Source organism: Streptomyces sp. NPDC090127 (assembly GCF_044746945.1).
GTDB lineage: Bacteria > Actinomycetota > Actinomycetes > Streptomycetales > Streptomycetaceae > Streptomyces.
Map to the genome: position 1 here is coordinate 12,575 of NZ_JBIVDE010000013.1, position 25,262 is coordinate 37,836.

The window sequence follows — 25,262 nt, forward strand, 5'->3', positions numbered from 1 at the left end:
GTCAGTCTTCTCCGCCCAGGTCGACGTAGAGGTGGTCGAGGCCGACGTAGCTGAGGTTGGGACCCCAGACGGCGGCCTCGTCGGACAGTCGGGCGTGCGGGAACCGGGCCGCCAGACGGCGCAGCAGGACGGCCGCCTCCAGACGGGCCAGCGGCGCGCCCACGCAGTAGTGCGGACCGTGGCCGAAGACGAGGTTCCGCTCCCCGGCCGCGAGCGCGGCGGGGGTCGCACCGGACGCGACGGAGGCCGCACCGGGCCCGGTCGAGGCCGCACCTGGCGTCTCGGCGGCGACCGCTCCCGTGACCGGGCAGACCGCCGGGCCCGCCTGGGCGGACGCGTCCTGCGCCTCCACCTCGTCCAGCGGGCCCTGCCCCGTCAGGCTCACCAGTACGAGGTCGCCCTCGGTCAGTCGGGCCCCCGCGAACTCCTGGTCGTACGCGACGACCCGGCCGAGGTGGCGCAGCGGTGGCTTGCGGACGAGCACCGACTCGACGAGGTCGGCCACGGCTCCCGGCTCGTCGCGCTTGACGGTCTCCCACAGGTCCGGGTCGCCGAGGGCGGTCAGGACCGCGGAGCCGAGCAGCGAGGCCGTGGTCTCCAGGCCGCCGAAGAGGCACATGGCCCAGGTGGCGGTGGTCCGGGCGCGGTCCTCCGGGGTGTCGGTGGGGAAGCCCTCCAGGGCCCGGGCGCCGGCGAGCGCCTCGGACATCTCCTCCATCACCCGGTGCGCGGCCAGCGCGTGGTCGCGGCGGTACATGGCGCCGATGAACAGCGACAGGGTCCGCGACCACCGGTGCAGGACGGGCGGCTCGACGTCGACGCCGACGACGTGCGCCATGACCTTGCCCGAGATGCCCTCGGCCACGGCCGGCACGAGATCCTGCGGGTCGGTGGCGGCGAGTTCGGTCAGGCACGCGTCGGTGATCTCCTCGACGCGCGGCGCGAGCGACCGTACGTACGAGGCGGAGAGCATCCGCTGGACCGGGCGGCGCAGCGCCATGTGCTCGGGTGCGTCGGCCTGGACGAACCAGAGCCGTAGGAACTCGGTGAGTTCCCGGTACTCGGCGCGGGCCGCGTCGGTCATGTAGAGCTGGAAGGAGCGCTCGAAGGTTCCCGAGGCGAAGCCGGGGTGGTTGAGGACCTGCTGGGCCAGGCGCGGGTCGGCGACGACCCAGCAGTCCAGCCCTTCGTCCCACTCCGGCGCCCGGACGCCGTCCGCGGGGGACGGCGCCGGGCCCGATGCCGCGACCGGCGCCGTGGCCGGCGCCGGGAGCGGTGCCGCGGTACGGGTCATCGGACCGCGGCCTTCGCTATGAGGGCGCTCAGCCCGGCGGGCGTCGGCGACAGCAGGAAGTCCCGCAGGCGTACGTTCACGCCGAGCTCCTGCTTGACCTTGCGCATCAGGCGTACGGCGCCGAGGGAGTTGCCGCCGACCATGAAGAAGTCGGTGTCCTCGGTGACGCCCGTGAGGGGCTCGCCGTCGACGACGGTGGCGAACAGTTCGGCGATGCGCTCCAGGGACACACCGGCGGGTGCCGGGGCCGTCGGCACCTCCTCGGTCGGCTCCTTCTCGGCCGGAGCAGCGACGCCCCCAGCGGCAGGGGGCCGCTTCGCCGGGCCCGCCACGGCGGCCAGCGCGCGGCGGTCGACCTTGCCGTTCGCCGTCACCGGCAGCCGGTCCACCACGGCCCACAGGTTCGGCACCATGTAGGACGGCAGCGTCTCGGCGAGCAGGGCGCGCAGGCCCACCGCGTCGACGGCCGCGTCCGGCGCGAGGACCACGGCGGCCACGAGCCGCTTCTCGGCGCCGTCGCCGTCGGTCACGATCACCACGGCGTCCTGCACCTCGGCGTGCGCGGCGAGGACGTCGCTGATGGCGCTCAACTCGACGCGGTAGCCGCGCAGTTTGACCTGGTCGTCGGCGCGGCCGAGGAAGCGGACGCGGCCGCTGGTGTCGACGCGTACGAGGTCGCCGGTGCGGTAGAGGCGCTCGGGCACGTCCGGGGAGAGGTGACCGAACACCCGGGCCGTCTCGGCCTCGTCACCGAGGTAGCCGTCGGCGAGGCCCGCGCCGCTGGTGTAGAGCTCGCCGACCGCGCCGGGCGGGAGCTGGCGGCGCCGCGCGTCGAGGACGTGGACGCGGGTGCCGGGGACCGGGCGGCCGATGGGCAGCGGTCCGTCGACGTCCTCCACGCGGGCCACCGAGTGGGTGGTGGTGAAGGTGGTGTTCTCGGTCGGGCCGTAGCCGTTGGTGACGACGATGCCGGGGTGCCGGGCCAGCAGGCGGGCGGTGTGCTCGTGGGGCACGACGTCGCCGCCGGTGAGCAGCTGGCGCAGACCGCCGAGGGAGTCCGGGGCGAACTCCTCGACCAGCCGGAAGAGTCCGGCCGTCAGCCAGGCGACGGTGACCCCGCGCTCCTGGAGGAAAGCGCCCAGTTCGGTCGGTGAGGCGAGGCCGGCCGGGTGCACTTCGAGGGAGGCGCCGGTGAGCAGGGCGCCCCACAGCTCCAGGGTGGAGGCGTCGAAGGAGAGCGGGGAGAGCCGCAGCATCCGCTCGTCCGCGCCGAGCCGGACGTAACCGGCCTCGTGGACGAGGCGGATGACGGCCCGGTGCGGTACGCACACGCCCTTGGGCTGTCCGGTCGAGCCGGAGGTGAAGGCGACGTAGGCGAGGCGCGCCGGGTCGGCGGGCGGCGCGGGTACGGCGTCGGCGGGACCGGGCCGCCAGTCGGGCTCCCAGGTCGGGACGGCGGGGACGCCCAGGCCGGCGAAGCGCGCGGCGACCGTGCCGTCGACCGGGCCCGTGAGCGCGGCGGTGGGCCGCGCCCGCTCCAGGATCTTGGTCACATGGCTGTCGGGCAGCGCCGGGTCGATGCCGACGTACGCGGCGCCCGCCCAGGCCACACCGAGGACGGCGACCGCCTCGGCCACCGACCGGTCGACGCCGACGAGGACCCGGTCACCGGGCCGTACGCCGGCGGCGAGCAGCAGCCGGGCCTGCTCGGCGGCGGCCTCGACGAGCTGACCGTACGTCAGGGTGTGCCCGGTGTCGCGGACGGCGACGGCGCCGGGCCGGCGCGCGGCGACCTCGCGGAAGAGGGCGTCGAGGGAGGTGGCCGGGAAGTCCCGGCCGCTCGCGTTGATCTCGTCCAGGAGCGCCCGGCTCTCCTCGGAGAGCCCCCGGACGTCTTCGAGCCGGGCCTCGGGCGCGTCGGCGAGCTGGCCGACGGCGGCGCGGAAGTCGGCGAGGAAGGCCTCGGCCTCGGCCTGGCGCCAGACGCTCGTCGCGTACTCCAGGTGGCCCGCGTACGACGGGTCCGCGTGGCCGATGAGCATGGTGAGGTCGAACTGGGAGCCGCCGCCGTGGCTCTCCTCGACGCGTACGCGCAGCGGTCCCGCGGTCAGTTCGCGCGGGACGAGCTGGTCGTGCATGCCGAAGCAGACCTGGACGAGCGGGTGGCAGCCGAGGCTGCGCTCGACGCCGAGCCGGCCGACGAGCTCCTCGAAGGGCAGGTCACCGGCGTCCATGGCGGCGCCGAGCGAACGGTGCACTCCGCGCAGGTAGTCGGCGACGTCGAGGTCGTCGTCCACGTCCACCCGGACCGGCACGAGGTTGCCGGCGACGGCGACGAGGCGGCGCAGTTCGGAGGAGCCGCGACCGAGCAGGGGCACGCCGACCAGGAGCCGCCTGGCCCCGCTGCGGCGGGCCAGGGTGAGGCCGAAGGCGCCGAGCAGGAAGGCGTACGGGGTGATGCCGAGGGCGCGTGCCTGTGCGGCGACCCGTCCGGTGACGCCGGGGCCGAGGTCGAGGCCGAGGCGGTCGCCGGCGCCGTCCTGAACGGCCGGGCGTTGCTGGTCGGCGGGGAGTTCCAGGATGGACGGCACGCCGTCGAGGTGGGAGCGCCAGAACACGGCCTGCTCGTCCCAGGCGCCGCGCGCGCGGGCCTCTTCCTGGTGGCGGCGGAGGGCGGCCAGCGGGGTGCCGGGGTCGCGCGGGGCGGTCCCGCCGGCCGGGGCGCCCGCCGTCGGTCCGCCTGCCTGGACCGCTTCGGCGGCGAGTTCGGCGTACCTCTCGAAGATCTCGCGCAGCAGGTGTCCGACGGCGTACCCGTCGAGAACCATGTGGTGCGCGGCGAGGACGAGGGCGCCGCGCTCCTCGTCCGCGGCGGCGGCCCAGTGGCCGAACCGGTAGGCGGGGGCGGCGGCCAGGTCGAAGGGCTCGCGGCCGAGGTCGGCGCCCTCGCGGCGGACCTGGTTCTCGAAGCCCTCGGCGGGGCCGACGTAGGTGTGCTCGACGAGTTCGGGGGTGTACGCGGGCAGGATCTCCTGGACCACGTCGTCGGCCGTCTCGCGGAAGACCGTGCGCAGCCCCTCGTGACGGGCGACGGTGGCGGCGAGGGCCTTGGTGAGGAGGTCGCGGTCGAGCCGGCCGCCTTCGGTGAAGCAGTGGAATACGAGGTTGTACGGAGAGCCGCCGGCGACCCGCTCGATCAGCCACATGCCGCGCTGGGCGGGGGTGAGGGCCTGTTCGGCGCTGCCGGTGAGGAGGTCGGCGGGGGCCGGCTGGGTGGGCGCGAGGGCCGTGGCGCCGTCGAGGACCTGGCCGAGCGGGGCGTCGCCGAGCAGCTCCATGAGGGCGACGCGCAGGGCGAGCTTCTCCTGCAGGACGGCGGCGAGGCGCATCGCGCGCAGCGAGTCGCCGCCGAGGGCGATGAAGCTCTCGTCGCCGAAGGTGTCCGGGCCGCCCGGGAGGTCGAGGATCTCGGCGGCCAGCGCCCGGGCCGTCATCGGGCGGCTCCGGCGCCCTGGGTGCGGGCGGCGGCGAGGAGCGCGGCGCGGTCGGCGCCGGCACCGGGCGCGGCGGCCGGGGCAGCGGCGGCGGCGACCAGCTCGGCCTGGCCCTCGACGGTGGGCGAGCGGAAGAGGTCCATGGTGCGGACCTCGCGGCCGGAGACCTGGCCGAGGCGCTCCACGAGCAGGACGAGGAGCAGCGAGTCGCCGCCGGACTCGAAGAAGCTGACGTCGTCGGCGACCTCGTCGGTCTCCAGGACCTCGCGCCAGATGGAGCGTACGAGTTCGAGGCGGGCCTCCGGGTCGTCCAGGTCGACGGCCGGGGCGGTGGCGTGGGGGCGTGCGGACTCTTCGAGCACGGGATTCTCCGGGAAGGTGGCGAGGTCCGCGGCGCTGTGCCGCAGATCGGTGAGGAAGTGCTGGACGTCGCCGGCGGCGAACACATGGTCCGGGTAGTCGAGGGACAGCCCGAGCCGTCGTCCGTCGGGCGTGTCCTCCAGGCGGACGAACAGCGCCAGGTCGTACTTGATGAACATCGGGTCGAGCGGGCGCAGTCGGCCGGTGGTGCCGGGGACCAGGTCCAGGGACCGGGGCGCCTCGTCGAGGTTGACCAGGACCGGCGACAGCGGCGGCCACAGGGCGTTGCGGTCGGGGTTGAGGGCGGCGGAGACCGCGTCGAGGGGCACGTCGCTGTCGACGAAGGCCTCCATGCCGCCGATCCGTACGGCGCCGAGCAGGTCGTGCCAGGTGTCCTCGGCCCCGACGGTGACCCGGAGGACGACGGTGGTCATGAACATCCCGATCACCTCGGCGGTGGCGGGGTCGTCGCGGCCCGGCCAGGCGAAGGCGATGAGGAAGTCCCGCTGGGGGCCGGTGCGGGCGAGGGTGGCGGCCAGCAGCGTGACGCCGACCATGAAGGGGGTGCAGCCCTGGCGGGCGGCGATCTCCATGATCCGGGCGGTGGTCGCCGGGTCGAAGGACGTGGCGACGGTGGCGCCGAGGAGGGATTCCTCGGTTCCGTCGTGGGCGGTCCGGGCGAAGGGCAGGCGCACCTCGGCGGGGGCGCCGCGCAGCCGGTCGACGACCTCGGCGACCTGCTCGGCGACCTCCTCCGGGTCGCGTTCGGCGACGACGGTGGCGGGGTGCGGCGGGGTGGTCAGGAGCGGCTCGACCCCGTCGACGGCCGCCCGGTAGAGGGCGCGGACGTCGTCGAGGAGCATGCCGCGGGAGACCCCGTCGAAGATGATGTGGTGCACGTTGAGGACGAGGAGGGTGCGCTGGGGTCCGAGCCGCAGGACCTCCGCCCGGGCGGGCGCGTCCTTCGCGAGGTCGAACGGCGCCGAGCACAGGGCCCGTACGAGGTTGTCGACCTCCTCCTCGGTCCAGCCCTCGGCCTCGGCGTCGAGGAAGCCGGGCTCGGCGGGCGGCCCTTCGGTCGTGTACTCGACCTGGCGGCGCTTGACGTCGAGCCGGAAGCGGGCGCGGAGCGAGGGGTGCCGGGAGAGGGACCGCCCGACCGCCGACACCAGCGCCGCGTGGTCCACGGGGCCGGCGAACTCGACGACCGTGGGGACCAGTTGGGTGGGGCGCAGCAGCTCGTCCCGGTCCAGGACCCAGATGCCTTGCTGCACCCTCGTGGCCGGATACCAGACGTGTCCGGTCGGTGACGTACCGTACGGCGCTGCGGGCAGCACGAATGGACCTCCGAAATCTGCGGGGGCGGGTGAGAGGGAGGGAGGCGAGCCGTGGAATCGGGGCCCGGCCGGCCTACCGGTGCGGGATCTCAGCCCGGCACGGTCTGCCGGTGCGGGGTCTCAGCCCCACTGGGAGTCGTCGAGCGGAGCGACGGGGGCGTGCGGCGGGGTCGGTCCCCACTGCGAATCGGCCAGAACGGTGCCGGCGGGAGCGGAGCCGGTGGTGTGCGTGGCGGCCAGTCCCGCGATGGCCGGAATCGTCAGCGCGAGTACGGCCAGAGCGCGAACGGAAGCGTGCTTGAGCATCTCTATACCTTGCCTTTTCACTGTGGTCGGAGTGTCGGTGCATGGTTTAGACCTATGTGGTTCCCCGTCCGGAATCATGCGTCGTCGGAACACGCTGGGTCACCTGGGTTCGGAGAGGATGATCCTGCAATGCGGAAACCAGCAGGGTGGGGAAATGTGCACGAGAGCGGACATTGGAAGCGAAGACCGCACCGTCGAGATCTGCGCGAACGGGCTTCGGTACTACGCGGACGCCCTGGCGAACCGCCCCACGGCGGGCGAATGCCCTCCATGCCTGCTTGACCTGGGCCTCGTGCAGCGGGTGCCGGAGGGGAGCCTCGCCCCGATCCCGCCGCGGCTGGCGTCCGGGGCGCAGATGGACCGTATGGAACGGGCCATCGAGGAGAAGAGGACCGCCCTCGCCGCCATGCGCGCGTCCATCGCGCAGGCGCAGGAGATCTATCTGGACAGTTACGGCCAGGGCGACTCGCACCTGATCCGCGTCGTGCAGGGGGCCGACGCGATCAGCGCGACCCTGTCGGCGGCCGTGCACGCCTGTCAGGAGGAGCTGCTGACGGCGCAGCCGGGCGGGGGCCGGCCGCAGGAGCTTCTGGACAAGGCGCTCGCCAGCGATCTGGAGGCGATCGGGCGGGGTGTCACGCAGCGGACGATCTACCAGCACACCATCCGCTCCCACCAGCCCACGCTGACGTACGTCGAGCACATCGCGCGGGCGGGCGGCGAGGTGCGCACGTTGGACGAGGTCTTCGACCGGCTGATCGTCTGCGACCGGAAGATCGCCTTCATCCCCGACCCCAGTTCGGAGCGGAGCGCGATCGCGCTCGCCGTGGAGCACCCCGGGGTGGTCCGGTACCTGGTGGGCATGTTCGAGCACGCCTGGCAGCGGGCCTCGCCCCTGCGCAACTTCCCCAGCACGCGGCTGCCTCCGCTGCTGACGGACGAGGTGCGGCGGGCGATCCTGCGGCACATGGTCAACGGCTACACGGACGACGCGATCGCGGCGCGGCTCGGCATGAGCACGCGCAGCGTGGCCAACCACATGCGGTGGGCGGCGGAGCTCTTCGGCAGCCGCAGCCGGGCCCAGCTGGCCTACCTGATCGCCAAGAGCGGCTTCCTGGAGGACGCCCCGGAGTGAGGCGCACCGGGGGCGGGCGGGGGGTGGCGGCGGGGCGGATGGGGCCAACGGGTCCGGCGTGGGGGGAGCTTCACGTTCCCGTCGGTGTCATGTACGTTGTGCCCACAGCACCACCCCCACGCGGCCGTCTCCGGCCGCCGTGCGGCGCAGACCGGCTGGTTCCCCGTCGCGCCACGCAAGGGCCCTGCCCCGGGTCGTCCCTCCCGGTGGCCTGCGGCCCGTCACTCCGCACACGCCCCGCGGCGTCCTTTCCGTACGCCGCGAGCCCGCGTGCCATGGCGCGTTCCCACCGCCCGCCCCGGCGAAAGGAAGACGGGTCTTGACCGTCCACGCCACCACCGCAGCCACGCCCACACCGCCGTCCACAGCCACGCCCACGCCCACCTCCGGGCCCACGCCCGCGTCCCCCGCGACGCCCGCACCCGCCTCCACCTCCGCCGTACCGTCGCTCGTGCCCCCGCCCGGCTGCCCGATGCACGCGGCCGCCACCGGCCCCGCCGACGCCCTCGACCTGGTCGACCCGCGCCTCTACAGCGACGGCGACCCGCACCCGGTCTGGCGCCACATGCGCTCGCTGGACACCCTGACCCGTCACGAGGTCGACGCCGACCGCTGGTTCTGGAACGTCGTCCGCTTCGACGACTCCGACCGCGTCCTGCGCGACACCGCGACCTTCACCTCCGAACGCGGCACCATGCTCGACCTGTTGGGCCAGGACGACCCGGCCAGCGGCAAGCAGCTCGCGGCCACCGACCCGCCCCGCCACACCGAGATGCAGGGCCGGCTCAAGAAGGCCCTGGCCATCAAGTCGGTCGACCGGCAGCGCGAGATGATCCGCGACCTGATCGTGCCGCTCGTCGAACCGCTCGGTGACGGCGGCACGTTCGACTTCGCGCAGGCCATGCTCGCCATGCCGATGTCGGTCACCGGCACGATGATGGGCCTGCCCACCTCGGACTGGTCCTGGCTCAACCGGCTCACCACGGTCTGCATCGCCGCCGACGACCCCGAGTACCAGGACGCCGGCGGCCGGAACACCACCCTGAAGGCGGCCCACCGCGACCTGTTCGCCTACTTCCAGGACCTGGTCCGCTTCCGCCGCAACAACCTGGGCGACGACCTGCTGAGCGTACTGATCTCCACCGAGTTCGAGGGCCGGCACATGGCGCCCGACGAGATCGTCGCCAACTGCTACAGCCTGCTGCTCGGCGCGAACGTCACCACCCCGCACGCGCCGAACTTCGTGATGGCCGAGTTCATCGAGTCCGGCGTGCTCCAGGACTGGGCCGCGCACCCGGAGGCCGACGCCACCGGTCTGGAGGAGTCCCTGCGCTGGGCCTCGCCCGTCAACCACTTCCTGCGGTACGCCACCCGCGACGTCGAGATCCGCAACACGCGGATCAGGGCCGGGGACGCGGTCGTCGTCTGGCTCGGCTCCGCCAACCGCGACGACCGGGTCTTCACGCGCGGCAGCGAGTTCGACATCCGGCGCAAGCCGAACAAGCACCTCGCCTTCGGCATCGGCCCGCACTACTGCATCGGGCACAGCGTCGCCCGCGTCACCCTCAAGACGCTGTACCACGAGCTGTTCACCCGCTTCGAGGACTTCCGTCCCGCCGGCACCCCCGAGCGGCTGCGCTCCAACTTCGTCTCCGGCTACAAGCACATCCCGATCACCGCCCGGCCCGCGCGCGGCGGCGACGGACGCCGGGCGAGGAGGGCGGCGTGACGACCGCGGCCAGGACGGCGGTGGCGCCGAGCGGGACACCGTGGCTGCGTCGCTTCCACACCGCTCCCGCCGGTGCGCCGCGCCTGCTGGTCTTCCCGCACGCGGGCGGCAACGCGTCCTACTACTTCCCGCTCTCGGCCGCCCTGGCGGACCACGCCGAGGTACTGGTCGTGCAGTACCCCGGCCGTCAGGAGCGGTTCGGCGAGCCGTGTGTGGAGTCCCTGCACGAGCTGGCCGACCTGGTGACGGCGGAACTCCTCGGTGACGCCGGTGGTCCCGGGGCCTTCCTCGACCGGCCGTTCGCCGTCTTCGGGCACAGCATGGGCGCCTCCCTCGCCTTCGAGGTGGCCTGCCGGCTCCGCGACGCGGGCTTCCCGCCCGCCGCGCTCGCCGTCTCCGGCCGGCGCGCCCCGTCGATCCCCGCGCCGGGCGCGGTGCACCTCGCCGACGACGAGAAGCTCATCGCGGACATGAAGCTGCTCGGCGGCACCGACGAGCGGATGCTCGACCACCCGGAGCTGCTGGCCGCGATCCTGCCCGCCGTCCGCAGCGACTACGTGGCCACGGAGACGTACCGCTTCCGTGGCGCCGCTCCCCTGGCCTGCCCCGTCACCGCGCTGATCGGCGACGTCGACCCCCGGGTCGACGCACCGCAGGCGCTGGCCTGGCGCGCCCACACCACGGGCGCGTTCCGGCTGCGCGCGTACACGGGCGGCCACTTCTATCTCGTACCCCATCTGGACGCCATCGTGTCCGAGCTGCTCGCCGATCTGCCGGCCGGCGCCGCGGAGACCGACCGCACCGGCGCACCCACCCACCCCTGATCAGGTCGCCTGATCCGAAAGGACCGTCATGAAGTACCGCGTCATCGGAAGTTCGCCCGCCACCCGCCGCGAGGTCAGCGTGCTGAGCCTCGGGGCCATGACCTTCGGCACCACGGTCGACGAGGCGACCTCCTACGCGATCCTCGACCGCTTCGTCGAGGCCGGTGGCACGTTCATCGACACCTCCAACAACTACGCCTTCTGGGTCAACGGCACCCAGGGCGGCGAGAGCGAGGAGCTGGTCGGCCGCTGGCTGAAGAGCCGAGGCATCGGCGACGAGATCACCGTCGCCACCAAGCTGGGCGCCCGCCCCAACCAGCCCACCTCGGGCTTCAGCCTGGACGTCGAGGGCCTCTCCGCCAAGGTCATCCGCGAGTCGTCGGAGCGCAGCCGCGAGCGCCTCGGCATCGAGAAGATCCACCTGCTGTACGCGCACATCATGGACGAGCACACCCCGCTGGAGGAGACCGTCCAGGGCTTCGCCGACGTCGTCGCGGACGGCGTCGCCGGTCTGCTCGGCGCCAGCAACCACTGGGCCTGGCGCGTCGAGCGCGCCCGCACCCTGGCCGCCGCCGCGGGCGTGCCCGGGTACGAGGTGCTCCAGCACCACCACAGCTACCTTCGCCAGCGCATGGACATCCCGAGCCTGCGCTCCCCCGACGGCAACCAGGGCCTGGTCAGCGGTGACCTGCTCAGCTACCTGCGCGCCAACCCCGAGCTGACCCAGGTCTCGTACTCGCCGCTGATCTCGGGCGCGTACGTACGGGAGGACAAGCCGCTCGGTGCGGGCTTCGAGCACGCGGGCACCGAGCCGCGGCTGAAGGCGGTCCGCGAGGTGGCGGCGGAGACCGGCGCGACGGTCAACCAGGTGGTGCTGGCCTGGCTGATGGGCGGCGACATCCCGGTCCTGCCGCTGGTCGGCGCCTCGTCGGTGGCGCAGCTGGACGAGAACCTGGGCGCCGTCGAGCTCGAACTGACCGAGGAGCAGCGGGCGAAGCTCGACTCCGTCAACTGAGGCGGGGCTCCCGTCGCGGAGCACCGCACCCCCGCGCCCCGCGCCGTGACCCGGTCACGGGCGGGGCGCGGGGGTGCGGCATGCCCTACGGGGACTGGTCGCCGTCCTCCGTGGGGCGGTCGATCCACGCGTCGCCGCCCAGGGGATGGTCGTAGCCGGGCCGCCCGATGTTGCCGCTGGTACGGAACGGCTTGCCGTTGTCGTCGACGCGGAGCGTGCCCCGCTTCTTGCCGCTGGACCAGTCCATTTCGAGGTACCAGCTCACGTCGTGCGCCTCGACCCGCGCCGTCACGTAGAAGACCTCGGGGTCGGACTCGCTGACCTTGTACGGGAAGTCCCGCTGTCCGGACGCGGGGGCCACGTCGGGGCGGGGGGAGTCGAGGTCCACGGCGAAGGACCGGGTGAACACGTTGCCGCCGCAGCCGACGCCCATGCTGTAGTCGTTCCAGGGCAGCGGCGCGCCCCTCTTCACCACGCGGACGTGGAGGGCCTCGACGACGACCGTGTGCGGCCCGGCCCCCTGGACGGTCAGCGCGAGCAGCTGTTCCCCGGCAGCGACGCCGCCGAGCGCGGCCACCCAGCCGGGCGCGTCGGGCTCCGTGGGCGGCGGCGTCACCCGCTCGGGCTCGCGGTTCACCAGGTAGTGCTGGCTGCACGGGCTCTCCCACCGGTACGCGTTGGTGGCGACGGTCGGCGCGGTGGCCTCCGCGGCCCCGCCACCGTCCTCCGTGCCCGCGCCCCCGCCCCCACCCGCCTCCGCGCTCGTGCCCGGGCTCGCGCCGGTCTCGGCTCCGGTCGCGGGGGTGGAGGGCGTCGGGCTGCTGCCGCCCGTGCCGGAGGGCGTGGCGGTGGGGGCCCTGGGGGCGGGGGCGGTGTCCGGGCGCTCGGAGACGGACGAGGATCCGGCGGTCCGGTCGGCGTCGCCGTCCGGGTCGGAGGCGAGGTTCAGGACGAGCGCCACCGAGACGACGGCCGCGACGACGGCGGCACCGGCGATCGCGACGGTCCGCCGTCGCCACCCGCGCCTGGCGACGGGCGCGACCGCCGTCGCGCGCCCGGACACGACGAGTTCGTCCGCGGGGCCGGGGGCGGGCGTGGGGGTCTCGACGGAGGCGGGGGCGGCGGCTTCGACGGAGGCGGGGGCTTCGACGGCCGCCGGACCCGGTGCCGGTGCCGGTGCCGGACCCGATTCAGGTGCCGGACCCGGTGCCGGTGCCGGTGCCGGACCCGATTCGGGTGCCGGACCCGATTCGGGTGCCCGAGCCGCGGTCGGTTCCGGTGCCGCGTTCTTGCGTCGACGGGTCACGTCCGCGTGGACCCACAGCCGGTGGAGCGCGACGAGTTCGTCCGGGGACGCCTTGCACAGCCGGGCGAACCGCTCGACGGGAGCGTAGTCGGCCGGTACCGCCTCCCCCTTGACGTACCGGTGGAGGGTGGAGCCGCTCATGTGCAGCCGCTTGCCCAGCGTTCCGTAGCTCAGTCCGGACCGCTCCTTGAGCTGTCCCAGCAGCGTCGCGAACTCGTCGCCGACCACCGTGTCCCCCCTCTCCCGCGTCCCGCCCCCGCAGGGTGAGCGGGACGGACCTTCGCACGCCGTGTCATCCAAGCACGCCGCGGTCGCCGGCCCGCCGGCCCCCACGCCCGTGGCCGAAAGGGAGCCGGCCTCCTTCGCGATGGCCTTCCCCGCGTCGTCCGCGAGCCTCGCCTCGCCTCGCCTCGACGGAGCGTATTCCGGTGCGGGTGCGGTGCCGTACGGGCGGGCACCCGAGGGCGTCGCCCCCTGCGTGCCTCTCCTCCCTACCCGTGGCGCTACCGTGACCAGGAGCTTGACGGTCTTCAACCGGCTCGGTCAGAGTGGGTCTTGAGGATATTCACCTCAGTGGAAGCCGTAACGGAATTCCTGTCGGATTCCGCATCGATCTCGTACAGGAACACGCGCGGGAGCCCCCCGCATCAGGCCCGAAGGGGGTGGACGCCGTGCCGGAGCAAGCCGATCACAGCTTCGCCGACAAGCTGAACCGGCTCTTCGAGACCGTCCGACCGGACCCCGCTCACGAGTACAGCAACGAGCAGGTGGCGTCGGCCATCCGGGACACCGGCGTCTCCATCTCGCAGAGCTACATCTGGCAGTTGCGCAAGAACCGCAAAACCAACCCGACGCTCCGTCACCTCCAGGCGCTCGCAGCGTACTTCGGCGTGCCGACGGCCTACTTCGTCGACGACGCGGCCGGTGCCCGGATCGAGGAGCAGCTCTCCGCGCTGGCCGCCGAGCAGGCCCGGCTGCACGAGGCGTCCCAGGGCAGCGACGTGAAGCTGATGGCCATGCGGGCGGGCCAGTTGACGCGGGAGCACCGCAAGCAGGTGATGGACCTGCTGGACATCGTCTACCGCCTGGAGCAGGCGGAACGCGGCGGTGCGCCGGGAGAGGATGGCCGAAACCGTTCTGGATCATGACGGTGCGACACCGTTGGATGACAGGCCTGGACGCGGGCGATCCACCAGCGGAGTTGGTCCTTGAACGAACGACGGTTACGCAAGCGGTGCCGCGGCATCCTCCGGGAGCTCGGCATCACACCCCCACTGCACGTACCCGAGCTGTGCCGACTCCTCGGTGAACACCGGGGGCGGCCGATCCGACTGGTTCCGTACTCCCTGCCCGTCCCGGGGCCGTACGGCCTGTGGATCGCCGGTTCCCAGGCGGACTACATCTTCTTCCAGAAGGAAACCAGCCAGGCGCACCAGGACCACATCGTCCTGCACGAGGTCGGCCACATCCTCGCGGACCACACGGGCGACCCGTCGGACGACGCCGTATGGCAGGAGCTGCTGCCCGACCTGTCGGTCGAGGCGATCAACCGGGCGCTGCGGCGCACCTCGTACGCCGAGGAACGGGAGCGCGAGGCGGAGCTCGTCGCCACCATCATCCTCGAATGGGCCTCGGTCCTGGACCGGGTCACACCCCGCGCCCCCCGTGACGCCTCGGCGCGACGGGTGCACGCGGCGCTGGCCGACCGGCAGGGGTGGCTCTGACCGTGCTGTCCCTGGTGCTCGCCGTCGTCCTGTACGGCTCGCTGCTCCGGACGGGCAGGCAGTGCCTGCGCGACCCGTCCGACCCGCTGCCGCGTGCGGTGTTCCTGTGTCTGCTGTGCGCGGGCGTGTCCTTCCCCTTCGGTGTCCCGGCCGGTGCCCGTCTCGTCGACGACCTCATCGGCGACGGCGCCGCCAAGCTGGCGCAGAACCTCTGCCTGCTCGGCGCCGTCTACTTCCTCGGCTGCTTCTTCGTCCACGCGGCCTCGGACGCCGCGACCGCAGCCGCGCGGGTCCGGCGGCAGCTGGTGCCGCTCGCCGCGACCGCGGTCGTCGTCACGCTGGCGATGGCGCTGACACCCCCGGTCGAACGGAGCCATACGTACGCCACGGCCGACATGCGGGAGCCGGGCGTCGCCGTCTTCTACCTCACGGCCGGCGCCTACCTCACGTACGCCCTGGCGACGGCGTTGTGGTGGACGGTGCGGTACGCCAGGCTGGCGGGCCGGCCGCTGGTGACGGGCCTGTGGACGGTGGCGGCGGCGCTGGCCGGCATGGTGCTCGCCTCGGCGGTCCGGGAGGCCGCGACGCTCGTACGACTGCTCGGCGGGACGGTCCCGCACCCCGTGATCGTCGGGGCCAAGCTCCTGCTCGACCTGGCGATCCCGCTCTTCGTGGCGGGCGTGGTCTGGCCCGGCCTGGTGACGCGGTGGGCGAGCATCCGGTTGTGGTGGCACCACCGCCGCGTCTACCGCGGACTCGCCCCGCTGTGGACGGAGTTGCACGCCGCCTTCCCCGAGGACGCGCTCGAACGCACCCGGCCCGACGGCTGGTGGGACGTCCTGACTCCGCGCAGCGTGCACCGCCGCTACTACCGGCGCGTCATCGAGTGCCGGGACGGCCTGGTGCGGATCAGTCCCCATCTGGCGCTGGTGGCGGACACCGAGGTGGCCCTGGAGCCGGAGGTCGCGGGACTCCACCTGCGGACCGCGCTGCGGGCGTACGCGGCGGGAGAGGAGGCACCGTCACAGGCGGTGCCGGTGGCCCTTCCCGACGCGGGCGGGGACGGTGGACTGGAAGACGACGTACGGCAATTGACGCGGATGTCGAAGGCCCTGGCGGCCTCGCGCGCGTGACGAACGGAGCACCGATGGAGACTCAAGCGCTGATCTCGGCCGGGCACATGGTGATCGGCCCGCACGAGCGCCGGTTGTCCGACGGCGCGGTCCTGGTCCGCGACGGCGTGATCACGGACGCCGGACCGCGCGCCGAGGTGGAGGCCCGCGCCCCCGCCGGCATCGCACGGCACGACCACCCGGACGGCACGCTGCTGCCGGGCCTCATCGACGCGCACGTCCATCTCGCGCTGGACGCGGGCCCGGACCCGGTCACGGCGCTGCGCGAGGCCGACGACGCGACGGTGAGCAAGGGGATGGCCGAGCGGGCGCGCGCCCTGCTGGACGCCGGGGTCACCACCGTCCGCGACCTCGGCGACCGCAACGGCCTGGTGGTACGGCTCCGCGACGCCGTCGCGTCCGGCCGGCTCCCCGGCCCCCGGATCCTGGCCGCCGGCACGCCCGTCACGGGCCCGGGCGGACACTGCTGGTTCCTGGGCGGCGAGGTATCCGGAGCGCAGGCCATCCGCGAACTGGTCCGCCAGAACGCGGCCATGGGCGTCGACGTCATCAAGGTCATGGCCACGGGCGGGGGCATCACCAAGGACGGTCCGCCGATCTGGTCCGCCCAGTTCACGACCGAGGAACTCCGCGTCGTCGTGGCCGAGGCGGCCGACGCCGGTCTTCCGGTGGCGGCCCACGCGCACGGCACCGAGGGCATCCGGGCGGCGGTCGAGGCGGGCGTGACCACGATCGAGCACTGCACCTGGATCGACCAGGACGGCTTCCGGCTGCTCGACGACGTGGTCGACGAGATCGCGTCCCGGGGCATCCACGTCTGCCCGGCGGCAAGTCCGGACTGGCGGGGCTTCGCCCAGCGCTTCGGGGCCGCACGCGCGGAGACGATGTTCGGCGGCCTCCGCAGGATGCGCGAGCGAGGGGTGAGCCTGATCACGGGCACGGACGCCGGGGTGAGCCGCGCGGTCTTCGACGACTTCGTCTCCAGCCTGGAGTTCTTCGCCCATCTGGGCTGCACCCCGCCGGAGATCGTCGACCTGGCCACCCACCACACGGCCCGGGCGCTCGGTCTCCTCGACACCGGCACCCTCGCCCCGGGCCACCGGGCGGACCTCCTGGTCGTCCGGGGCGACCCGCTGCGGGACCTCCAGGCACTGCGCGAGGTGCGCCTGGTGATGGCGGGGGGCCGGCTGCACGGGTGACGCCGGCCGCGGGTCGGTGGTCGGTGGTCAGAGGGGCGGCAGGACGACCGACGTGCAGAGCAGGCCGCCGTGGACCGTCCAGCGGCCGGGGAGGCGGCGGCCGGTCGGCCAGGGGCCCTCGACGAGGAGTTCGGCGTGGAAGGTGCCCGTGGTGGCCTGCCGGGCGTCGGAGGGGGCGTCCCAGGTGACCGTCGCGTCCTCGAAGGTGAGGAAGCGTGCGGTCAGCGGGAACCAGGCCTTGTAGACCGACTCCTTGGCGCTGAAGAGCAGCCTGTCCCAGCACACGCCGGTGCGGGCGCGACCGAGCGCGTGGACGGTCGCGGCCTCCTGGGGGGAGGCGATCGCCTCCAGGACTCCGTCCGGCAGGGGTTCGTTCGGTTCGGCGTCGATGCCGATGGTGAGGGCGTCCGCCGCGTGGGCCACCGCTGCGGCACGGTAGCCGACGCAGTGCGTCATGCTGCCGACGATCCCGGCCGGCCAGCGCGGCGCGCCGCGCGGTCCTGGCAGGATCGGTACGGAGGGAACGCCCAGGCGGGACAGTGCCCGGCGGGCGCAGGTGCGGGTGGTGGTGAACTCGCGCCGGCGGGTGGCGACGGACAGGGCGATGTGCCGTTCCTCGTCCGGGTGGAGCGGCTCGTGCGTCAGGTCGGTGCGGGAGTCCGCGTACTGGACGCCGGGCGGGAGTATCTCGCCGATCATCCGCGTCCCCTTTCCTGGAGGACCGGGCGCAGCAGCGTCTCCGGCAGGCCCCGGCGGTTCCACTCGCGGGGGTAGCCGAGGGAGACCTCCATGAAGGGCACGCCGTCGTAGGTGGTGTCGCGGGGGATGTGCAGGTGCCCGTAGACCGCGGCCGCGGTACGGAACCTGCGGTGCCAGTCGGCGGTCAGCTCGGTGCCGCACCACTGGGCGAAGTCGGGGAACCACAGGACCGACGTGGGTTGCCGTACGAGGGGGAAGTGGTTCACCAGGACCAGGGGGGTCTCCGGGTCACAGGCGGCGAGCCGCTGCTCGGTGGCGGCGACGCGGGCGCGGCACCAGGCCTCGCGGCTCGGGAAGGGGTCCGGGTGCAGCAGGAACTCGTCGCTGCAGACCACCCCGGCGTCGTAGGCGCGGGCCAGGGCCTGTTCCTGGGTGAGTCCGGGCTCGCGGAAGGTGTAGTCGTACAGCAGGAAGAGCGGGGCCACCGTCACCGGGCCGCCGGCTCCGCGCCAGACCGGGTACGGGTCCTCCGGCGTGTGCACGCCGAGGCTCCGGCAGAGGGCGACCAGGTGGTCGTAGCGGGCCTGACCGCGCAGTTGGACCGGGTCGGCGGGGTGGGTCCACAGTTCGTGGTTGCCGGGCGCCCACACCACTTCGGCGAAGCGGTCGCTCAGCAGGGTGAGGGCCCACTCGATGTCCGTGGTCAGTTCGCCGATGTCACCGGCGACGATCAGCCAGTCCCCCTCGGACTCCGGTTTCAGTCCCTCGACGATGCGCCGGTTCTCGGCGTGGGACACGTGCAGGTCGCTCACCGCCAGCAGGCGGCCGGGCGGCCGGCCGGTCACGGGGCCGCCACCTCGGCTCGGGTGCGCGGGGCGAGCCTGCGCAGGTACTCCTGGATCTGGGCGTTGACGGTGCGGTGCCGCGGCACCAGGTAGAAGTGGCCACCCGGGTGCACCAGGAGTTCGAACGCGCCGCTGGTCTCGGCGCCCCAGCTCCGCGCCTCGTCGAGGGTCACCCTCGGGTCGGCGTCGCCGGTCATCGCCACCACCGGGCAGCTCAACCGCTGCCCCGGGGCCCGCCGGTAGGTCTCCACGAGCCGGTAGTCGGCACGGATCGCCGGCAGGATCAGGCGCAGCATCTCCGGGTCGTCCAGCAGGGCGAGGTCGGTGCCGTCGAGCTTCCTCATCTCCTCGATCAGCCCGGCGTCGTCGCGTCGGTGGACCGTCCCGTCGGCGCGCACCAGGGACGGGGCGCGGCGTCCGGAGGCGAAGAGCACGGCGGGCGGGCGCCCGGCGGCCTCCAGACGGCGGGCCAGTTCGAAGCCGACGACCGCGCCCATGCTGTGCCCGAACAGGGCGAGGGGCGTGTCGTCCCGCGGGTCCAGTACGCCCAGCAGCGCGTCGGCGAGGGCCTCGACGGAGTCCGCGTACGGCTCCGCGCGCCGGTCCTGGCGGCCGGGGTACTGCACGGCGAGGACGTTCACGTCGGGCGAGAGGGCCGCCGAGACCGGGAAGAAGAAGCTCGCGGAGCCTCCCGCGTGCGGCAGACAGAGAAGGCGCGGTGCGCCGGGCGTCGGTGGATGGAAGTTCCGCATCCACAGCTTGCGTTCGTCGCTGGACCAGCCGGACCGGATCGCCATCAGTTCCCCCCTGCTTCCCACGTACGGTCGGATCGAACGGTACGGGGAGCGGGACGACTCCCGCACCCCGTACCGGTGGGCGACCCCGTCAAGCATGACCTACGGGCGGCCCACTGCCGGGGAATCGGCCGGTAAGCCTCGGTCCGCCGGTCTTCAGCGCACGGTCACGGCCTACTGCTCGACCTTGGCGCTGAGAATGACCACGGGCTCGACGGGGACGTCCTGGAAGCCGCCGCGGCGGCCGGTCGGGACCGCGGCGATCTTGTCGACGACGTCGAGCCCCTCGACGACCTTGCCGAACACGGCGTAGCCCCAGCCCTGCGGGGACGGCGCCGTGTGGTCGAGGGAGTTGTTGTTCGCCGTGTTGATGAAGAACTGGGCCGACGCCGAGTGCGGGTCGGACGTGCGGGCCATGGCCACGGTGTAGCGGGTGTTGCGCAGCCCGTTGCGCGCCTCGTTCTCGATCGGCTCACGGGTCGGCTTCTGCGACATGTCCTCCAGGAAGCCGCCGCCCTGGACCATGAACGTCTGGATGACGCGGTGGAAGACGGTGTTGTCGTAGTGCCCGTCATTGACATAGGCCAAGAAGTTCTCGACCGTCTTCGGCGCCTTCTCGGCGTCGAGCTTGAGCTTGATCACACCAAGGTTGGTGGTCAGTACGACCTGATTCATCGTCGCCTTCTTCCGCGAGCCGTCACACCATCGCGGCCACCCTATATGATCTACAATCACCCCTTCTCAGCCGCGTACAGAGGGTACGGAATGATCAATTCCGGCCTTTTCCCGATCCGGCGGACCGTCGAGATCGGCGCCCTCGCGGCACCGCTCCCATCAGGGATTCTTCGCCGACGGTTGACTCGTTTTGAGCCACGCTTGACAGCGCTCTACTAAACCAGACATCCGGTTTGTTAAGGTGCCCACCTTGATACGCACAGTGCTTGCGCGCTGACCTGCCGTTGATTATCCCCGGAGCGACACGATGGCCAAGCAGGACCGTGCGGTACGCACGCGCCAGGAGTTGATCCGTTCCGCCGCCGAGGCGTTCAACCAAGGAGGCTTCGCGCAATCGTCGCTCACCGAGATCAGCACCAGGGCCGGCGTCAGCAACGGAGCCCTGCATTTCCACTTCAGCAACAAGAGGGCACTCGGTGAGGCGGTCGAGTCCGCCGCCTCGCGGACCCTGCACCACATCATGGGCACCTGCCCCGTGGGGCGCCACGCGCCGCTCCAACTCCTGGTGGACACCTCGCACATCCTCGCCCAGCGACTCTCCGACGACGTCGTGCTGCGCGCCGGGTTCCGCCTCGGCAACGACGCGACCTGGCAGGCGGGCGTGCAGCTGTGGATGGCGTGGCGGAACTGGGTGCGGTTCATGCTCACGTTGGCCGCGGGCGAGGGCGACCTGTCGGCCGATGTGGCGCTGGACGACGCGGTGTCGGCCGTCACCGCGGCCGTCGTCGGCTTCGAGGTGCTCGGCCGGGCCGACGGCGCCTGGTGCTCGCGGCAGTCGGTCACCCGGTTCTGGGCGCTGATGCTGCCCCGACTCTGCTCGGACCCCGCCCGGGCCGGGATCGACGCCTCCGGGACGGAGACGTGCCAGGTCGGCACGGGGACCGCCGACGCGGCGTCCGTGTGGGACGACGAGGGCGGCGTGGACGGCGAGGGCGCGGAGGACCCCGAACTGCTCGTCTGGCCGGAGGGCTCGGCCTGCACCGTGTCCCACCACTGACGTACGGGACCTCGCGCCACCGACGCACGAGCCTCGCACCACTGACGTACGGGGCCTCGCGCCACCCGCGTACCGGGCCCGGGAGCGGGGCTGACAGGCGGCGGCGAGGCTCCCTCGGCGGTGGCCGGATGCCCGGAGGATGGGCGGCAGCAAACCGATTGATCGGTTTAATTGTCCGACCATCCGAGCACGGCGGGAGGACGAGTGACGACGGTGTCGGGCCTTCGGACGGTCCACCGGTCGCCCCGGCCGTACGAGGCCGCCCTCGACCGGTTCGCGGACGATCTCTTCGGCCATCTCCCCCGCGCCGACCAGCGTCGTTGGGCCCACGCCTACCTCCGCGGCCTGCTGCTCTGCCCGGGCCGGAAGTCGCCGCGGCGGATGGCCGCCGCGCTCCGTGAGCCGCGCACCGCGGCGGACTCCCTGCGGCAGTTCGTCAACCAGAGCCCCTGGGACTGGGCACCGGCTCGCACCCGGCTGGCGCACCGCGCGCTGGACCACCGCGCGACGGCCCACCCGGCGCCGCCCGCCGCCTGGGTGGTCGACCTGGCCGTCGTCCCCAAGTCCGGACGGGCCTCCGCGGGGGTGCACCGCCGCCGCGTCCCCCACCTCGGACGGACCGTCACCTGCCAGCTGGCGACGGGGCTCTTCCTCGCCACCGGCCCCCTGGCGCTGCCGGTGGAGTGGCGGCTGTTCGTCGACCGCGAGTGGGCCGCCGACGAGGTCCGCAGGGCCAAGGCGAAGGTGCCCGACGGCATCGCACACCGCACCCCGGAGGACCACGTCCCCGAACTGGCCGCGTGGGCCGCGGCCCACTCCCCCGCCCCCGTGCTGCCACTGGTCGCCAGTCTCAAGGACGTGCCGCACACCGCCGCGCTCGTGGCCCGGATGAACCAGCACGACGTCCGGTTCGTCGTCGAGGTGGGGCCCGGCCAGCCGGTGCTCCTCGACCCGCCCCGCCCCGGGTCCCGCGCGGGGCGGGCGGCGGCCTGGAGCGGAGCGATCAGCGCCCGCGACGCCCTGCGCCTGGCCGGCCGCCGCCGGATACGGCAGTTCCGGCCCGGCGGGGACCACCGGGAGCCGCACCCCGTCGCCACGCTGACCGCGGACGTACGCCTCCCCGGCCCACCGGACGCGGCGACGGGCCCGGCCCGAGGGGCGTACCGGCTGCTGGCCCGGCAGTCCACCGCGCCGTCGGCGCCGCGCTACTGGCTCACCAATGTGACCGGCGCCGACCCGGAGGACGTCCTCGCTCTCGCCGGGCTGCTGCCGCGCGCCCAGGAGAGCGTCCGGGTGCTCGGGGAGGACTTCGGCCTCCTCGACTTCGAGGGCCGGTCCTTCCCGGGCTGGCACCATCACATGACGCTGGTCTCCGCGGCGTACGGCTTCCGGCTCATGGAGGACCGCGACCGCCCGCACGACGGGGACCGGCGACCGACGGCCTGATCGGGCACCTCGGCGGTGCCTCCCCGGTCGTCTTCGTCCGTGCTTTGGGCGGACTTTGACCGCCGGCCCGGACGATGGTGCCCCGTGCCGCCCGCGTCCGGGCGGCCGCGCGACCGACGATCGGGGAGATGGCGTGGGCAGCGAGTGGTTCCGCAGGTTCGGCCCTGTCGGTGGAGAGCGGCCGGCAGCCGGTGCCGGTACGCGGCTGTTCTGTTTCCCGCACGCGGGCGGGGCCGCCAGTGCGTTCATCGCGCTGGCGCGGACGCTGGCACCCGCCGTGGACGTGCTCGCCGCGCAGTATCCGGGCCGTCAGGACCGCAGGACCGAGGAGCCGTTCACCGACATCGGCCGGCTGGCCGACGCGCTCGCCGACGAGGTGCGGCGCACCGGCCCGTCCCCGTACGCCTTCTTCGGGCACAGCATGGGCGCCGTCCTGGCGTACGAGACGGCCCGCCGCCTCGGCGACCGTCCCGGCCCGGTCCACCTGTTCCTTTCCGGCCGGGGCGCGCCCGGGCCGACCCCCCTCGTGCACGACCAGCTCCGCTCCGACGCGGAGGTGCTGGCCGCCGTGCGCAGGCTGGGCGGCACCACGGCCGGCATCTTCGACGACCCGGAGATCCTGGCGATGGTCCTGCCGACGCTGCGCGCCGACTACCGGGCGCTGGCCTCGTACACGTGGAGGGCGGGTCCGGCGCTGAGCGTGCCGTTCACGGTGATGGTCGGCGACAGCGACCCGGTGGTGACCGTGCCGGAGGCGTCCGCCTGGAGCCGCTTCACCACGGCGGGAACCGATCTCAAGGTCTTCGGCGGTGGCCACTTCTACCTCGACGGGCACGTCGCCGCGGTGGCCGAGACCGTCTCCCGCACGCTCGACGCCCGCGTACCGGCCACCACGGGCACCCGCCACTCCCGCTGACGGTGGGGCATCTCCAGGGAGGGAGACGACGTGACCCGCTGGGACGGTGTCTTCATCGGTGCCGCCGCGGCCGCGCTCGGCGACGCGGAGGAGCTGCGGCACGCCGTGTCCGCCGGGCGGTACGACGCCCGTGACCACGAGCGGGACTCCTACCGGGCGGTGCGGGTGGCGCCGGGCGGCGCCCTGCCCCGGATGGTGCTCCAGGCGGCGGGGCTCGCGCGGCGCCGTTCGGGTGTGGCGGCGTCCGACATCGATCTGGTCGTGCACACCTTCGCCGGGCAGGCGCGGGACGCCGGCCGTGCCGAGCACGTCAGCCGGGAGCTGGCGTGCACGTCGGCCACCGCGATGGAGGTGGTCCACGCGTCCAACGGCGGCCTGGTGGCGCTGCATCTGGTGGCGGCGTACCTCTCCGCCTCGACCGCCATGCGGGCCGCACTGCTGACCACGGTCGACTGCGCCGCCGGCCCCGGCACCGACAGCTACCGCACGGAGCGGGGCACGGTGCTCGGCGACGGTGCGACGGGGCTCGTGGTCACCACGGGAACCGGTGTGGCGCGGGTGCTGTCGACGACCGTCCTCGGAGACGCGCCCGAGGGCGCTCTGGTGCGGGCCGATCTGGCCTGGCGGGTGCCGAAGCCCCCCGCGCGTCGGTGGAAGCGCGCCGGAGGAGGCGGCGGCCGGCCCGCGCCGCACGCCCCGGCGCCCGTCCTCGCCGAGCGGGAGCGGGAGGTGCTGGAGCTGGCCCTGAGCGAGGCGGGCGCCCGCCCGGCGGACGTCGTGCGCTTCGTCTTCCCCAACCTCGGCCGCCACCTCCAGGGGTGGAGCCGGCGTGCCGCCCTCGGCATCCACGAGGACCGGACCACCTGGGGCTGGGGCACGGGCGTCGGCCATCTGCGCTCGGGCGACCAGACGGCGGGGCTCGCACACCTGCTGGAGGCGGGTGAGCTCTCCTCCGGGGACCTGGTGGTGCTGGTCGGCGGTGTGTGCGGGCGAAGCCTGGGCTGCGCCGTCCTGGAGATGACCTGACGCCTGGCCCCACCGTCAGCCGCGGGGGTTCCTGATCACCTCGATCAGACCGCTGAGGCTCTCGCTGCCGTGCCCGTCGGCCACGCGCCGCTCGATCAGGGAGCGCATGCCGCCCAGGGCGTCGACACCGATGCCCTGGGCCCTGCTCGTCTCGATCAGGTGGGCGATCGCCCGCTTGTTCATGTCGAGGGTCGACACGTCGGTCGTGTACCTCCCGGCGTCGACCTCCTCGGCGACGACCGGCAGGAGCGCGCCCAGGGTGGTGTGCCACTGCGCCGCGAACGCGAGGAAGTCGGCCGCCGGGACCTTCTCGGTGCCGACCAGGGCCAGCGCCTGGAGGAAGCCGCCGAGCGTGGTCCAGAGCATGCCGGCCAGCGCGTTCTCGTACAGCAGGGCGAGGCCCGGGTCGTCGCCCAGGTGGAGGCTGGTGGCCGCGAGCCGCCCGAGCACCGGGCGGTGCTCGTCGAGCAGCTCTCCGGGGCCGCTGTAGACGACGACGGCGTCGGGTCCCCCGACCGTCTGCGGGACCGCCATGACGGAGCCGTCGAGGTAGCGGATGTTCCGTTCGGCGGCCCAGGCGGCCAGCTCCCGCGCCTCCCGCACCGTTCCGGAGCTGAGGTTCACCACGGTCGTGGAGCGCAGTGCGTCACCCGCGGTGGCGAGGACCTCCCGGACCGCGGTGTAGTCGATGAGGGAGAGGACCACCACACCGCCCGCCGCGACGGCCTCGGCGACGGAGTCCGCGCGGACCGCGCCTTCGGCCACGAGGGGATCCGCCTTGCGGACCGTCCGGTTCCAGACGGTGGTCGGGTGGCCGCCCGCGAGGAAGGCGCGCGCCAGCGCGGAGCCCATGAGCCCGAGGCCGATGACGGTGACCGCTCCGGTGTTCTCGGCGGCCGTCACAGAACCGGGCTCCGGTGTTCCGTGGTGGTGTGCGTGCGCGTCATG

Annotated in this window: 22 protein-coding genes; 12 read left to right on the plus strand and 10 right to left on the minus strand. The window is 73.6% G+C overall.

Features of this window, described 5'->3' with window-relative positions:
• Window position 1: 1 nt before the first annotated feature.
• The 4 genes from ACIPPS_RS31935 to ACIPPS_RS31950 form a co-directional block, all read right to left on the minus strand.
• Window positions 2-1,294, minus strand: coding sequence for a cytochrome P450 (locus tag ACIPPS_RS31935; RefSeq protein WP_401439473.1), 1,293 nt, complete (start codon window positions 1,292-1,294; stop codon window positions 2-4).
• On the minus strand, window positions 1,291-4,788 hold the full coding sequence (locus ACIPPS_RS31940) for an amino acid adenylation domain-containing protein (protein WP_401439476.1): 3,498 nt from the start codon (window positions 4,786-4,788) through the stop codon (window positions 1,291-1,293). Before ACIPPS_RS31940 ends, ACIPPS_RS31935 begins: the two co-directional genes overlap by 4 nt.
• The gene (locus tag ACIPPS_RS31945) at window positions 4,785-6,485 is read right to left on the minus strand and encodes a condensation domain-containing protein (RefSeq protein WP_401439478.1); all 1,701 of its coding nucleotides are present in this window, start codon (window positions 6,483-6,485) and stop codon (window positions 4,785-4,787) included. The genes ACIPPS_RS31940 and ACIPPS_RS31945 overlap by 4 nt, the downstream gene beginning before the upstream one ends.
• Before the next feature lie 120 nt (window positions 6,486-6,605).
• On the minus strand, window positions 6,606-6,791 hold the full coding sequence (locus ACIPPS_RS31950; protein ID WP_401439480.1) for a hypothetical protein: 186 nt from the start codon (window positions 6,789-6,791) through the stop codon (window positions 6,606-6,608).
• A 355-nt stretch (window positions 6,792-7,146) separates the two neighbouring features.
• Between ACIPPS_RS31950 and ACIPPS_RS31955 the strand changes: the two genes are divergently transcribed.
• The 4 genes from ACIPPS_RS31955 to ACIPPS_RS31970 all read left to right on the plus strand — a co-directional run bounded on the left by ACIPPS_RS31955 (window position 7,147) and on the right by ACIPPS_RS31970 (window position 11,494).
• The gene (locus ACIPPS_RS31955) at window positions 7,147-7,926 is read left to right on the plus strand and encodes a LuxR C-terminal-related transcriptional regulator (RefSeq protein WP_401439483.1); all 780 of its coding nucleotides are present in this window, start codon (window positions 7,147-7,149) and stop codon (window positions 7,924-7,926) included.
• A 319-nt stretch (window positions 7,927-8,245) separates the two neighbouring features.
• Window positions 8,246-9,655 (plus strand): cytochrome P450, encoded by a 1,410-nt coding sequence (locus ACIPPS_RS31960; RefSeq protein WP_401439486.1) that lies wholly within the window; start codon window positions 8,246-8,248, stop codon window positions 9,653-9,655.
• Window positions 9,652-10,479 (plus strand): thioesterase II family protein, encoded by an 828-nt coding sequence (locus tag ACIPPS_RS31965; protein WP_401439489.1) that lies wholly within the window; start codon window positions 9,652-9,654, stop codon window positions 10,477-10,479. Before ACIPPS_RS31960 ends, ACIPPS_RS31965 begins: the two co-directional genes overlap by 4 nt.
• 28 nt (window positions 10,480-10,507) lie before the next feature.
• Window positions 10,508-11,494, plus strand: coding sequence for an aldo/keto reductase (locus tag ACIPPS_RS31970; protein WP_401439492.1), 987 nt, complete (start codon window positions 10,508-10,510; stop codon window positions 11,492-11,494).
• 85 nt (window positions 11,495-11,579) lie between these two features.
• Here the strand turns inward: ACIPPS_RS31970 and ACIPPS_RS31975 are convergent, their stop codons facing one another.
• Window positions 11,580-13,028 carry a helix-turn-helix domain-containing protein gene (locus ACIPPS_RS31975; protein ID WP_401439495.1) on the minus strand — a complete coding sequence of 483 codons (1,449 nt, stop codon included), beginning with the start codon at window positions 13,026-13,028 and terminating at the stop codon, window positions 11,580-11,582.
• Between the two features lie 443 nt (window positions 13,029-13,471).
• Between ACIPPS_RS31975 and ACIPPS_RS31980 the strand changes: the two genes are divergently transcribed.
• The 4 genes from ACIPPS_RS31980 to ACIPPS_RS31995 are packed head-to-tail and all read left to right on the plus strand — an operon-like array spanning window position 13,472 to window position 16,856.
• Window positions 13,472-13,948, plus strand: coding sequence for a helix-turn-helix domain-containing protein (locus ACIPPS_RS31980; RefSeq protein ID WP_401439497.1), 477 nt, complete (start codon window positions 13,472-13,474; stop codon window positions 13,946-13,948).
• Window positions 13,949-14,008: 60 nt separating this feature from the next.
• A complete protein-coding gene (locus ACIPPS_RS31985; RefSeq protein ID WP_401439500.1) occupies window positions 14,009-14,524 on the plus strand; it encodes a hypothetical protein in 516 nt (171 codons plus the stop codon).
• 2 nt (window positions 14,525-14,526) lie between these two features.
• Complete coding sequence (locus ACIPPS_RS31990) at window positions 14,527-15,657, plus strand: MAB_1171c family putative transporter (RefSeq protein WP_401439502.1); 1,131 nt, start codon at window positions 14,527-14,529, stop codon at window positions 15,655-15,657.
• Between the two features lie 14 nt (window positions 15,658-15,671).
• Window positions 15,672-16,856 carry an amidohydrolase family protein gene (locus ACIPPS_RS31995; protein WP_401439505.1) on the plus strand — a complete coding sequence of 395 codons (1,185 nt, stop codon included), beginning with the start codon at window positions 15,672-15,674 and terminating at the stop codon, window positions 16,854-16,856.
• A 27-nt stretch (window positions 16,857-16,883) separates the two neighbouring features.
• On the opposite strand, the gene ACIPPS_RS32000 is transcribed toward ACIPPS_RS31995, so the two are convergent.
• The 4 genes from ACIPPS_RS32000 to ACIPPS_RS32015 form a co-directional block, all read right to left on the minus strand.
• Complete coding sequence (locus ACIPPS_RS32000; protein ID WP_401439508.1) at window positions 16,884-17,555, minus strand: 4'-phosphopantetheinyl transferase; 672 nt, start codon at window positions 17,553-17,555, stop codon at window positions 16,884-16,886.
• Window positions 17,552-18,400, minus strand: coding sequence for a metallophosphoesterase family protein (locus ACIPPS_RS32005; protein ID WP_401439511.1), 849 nt, complete (start codon window positions 18,398-18,400; stop codon window positions 17,552-17,554). The genes ACIPPS_RS32000 and ACIPPS_RS32005 overlap by 4 nt, the downstream gene beginning before the upstream one ends.
• Window positions 18,397-19,197, minus strand: a complete 801-nt coding sequence (locus ACIPPS_RS32010) for a thioesterase II family protein (protein ID WP_401439514.1) — start codon at window positions 19,195-19,197, stop codon at window positions 18,397-18,399. Before ACIPPS_RS32010 ends, ACIPPS_RS32005 begins: the two co-directional genes overlap by 4 nt.
• Before the next feature lie 171 nt (window positions 19,198-19,368).
• Complete coding sequence (locus tag ACIPPS_RS32015) at window positions 19,369-19,869, minus strand: peptidylprolyl isomerase (protein WP_401439516.1); 501 nt, start codon at window positions 19,867-19,869, stop codon at window positions 19,369-19,371.
• A 307-nt stretch (window positions 19,870-20,176) separates the two neighbouring features.
• Between ACIPPS_RS32015 and ACIPPS_RS32020 the strand changes: the two genes are divergently transcribed.
• The 4 genes from ACIPPS_RS32020 (at window position 20,177) to ACIPPS_RS32035 (ending at window position 24,314) form a co-directional block, all read left to right on the plus strand.
• Window positions 20,177-20,926, plus strand: coding sequence for a ScbR family autoregulator-binding transcription factor (locus ACIPPS_RS32020; RefSeq protein WP_401439519.1), 750 nt, complete (start codon window positions 20,177-20,179; stop codon window positions 20,924-20,926).
• Between the two features lie 204 nt (window positions 20,927-21,130).
• On the plus strand, window positions 21,131-22,372 hold the full coding sequence (locus ACIPPS_RS32025) for an IS701 family transposase (protein ID WP_401439521.1): 1,242 nt from the start codon (window positions 21,131-21,133) through the stop codon (window positions 22,370-22,372).
• A 133-nt stretch (window positions 22,373-22,505) separates the two neighbouring features.
• On the plus strand, window positions 22,506-23,288 hold the full coding sequence (locus ACIPPS_RS32030; RefSeq protein ID WP_401439524.1) for a thioesterase II family protein: 783 nt from the start codon (window positions 22,506-22,508) through the stop codon (window positions 23,286-23,288).
• 30 nt (window positions 23,289-23,318) lie between these two features.
• A complete protein-coding gene (locus tag ACIPPS_RS32035; protein WP_401439527.1) occupies window positions 23,319-24,314 on the plus strand; it encodes a 3-oxoacyl-[acyl-carrier-protein] synthase III C-terminal domain-containing protein in 996 nt (331 codons plus the stop codon).
• A gap of 15 nt (window positions 24,315-24,329) precedes the next feature.
• Here the strand turns inward: ACIPPS_RS32035 and ACIPPS_RS32040 are convergent, their stop codons facing one another.
• Window positions 24,330-25,217 carry an NAD(P)-dependent oxidoreductase gene (locus ACIPPS_RS32040; protein WP_401439529.1) on the minus strand — a complete coding sequence of 296 codons (888 nt, stop codon included), beginning with the start codon at window positions 25,215-25,217 and terminating at the stop codon, window positions 24,330-24,332.
• Between the last annotated feature and the right edge of the window lie 45 nt (window positions 25,218-25,262).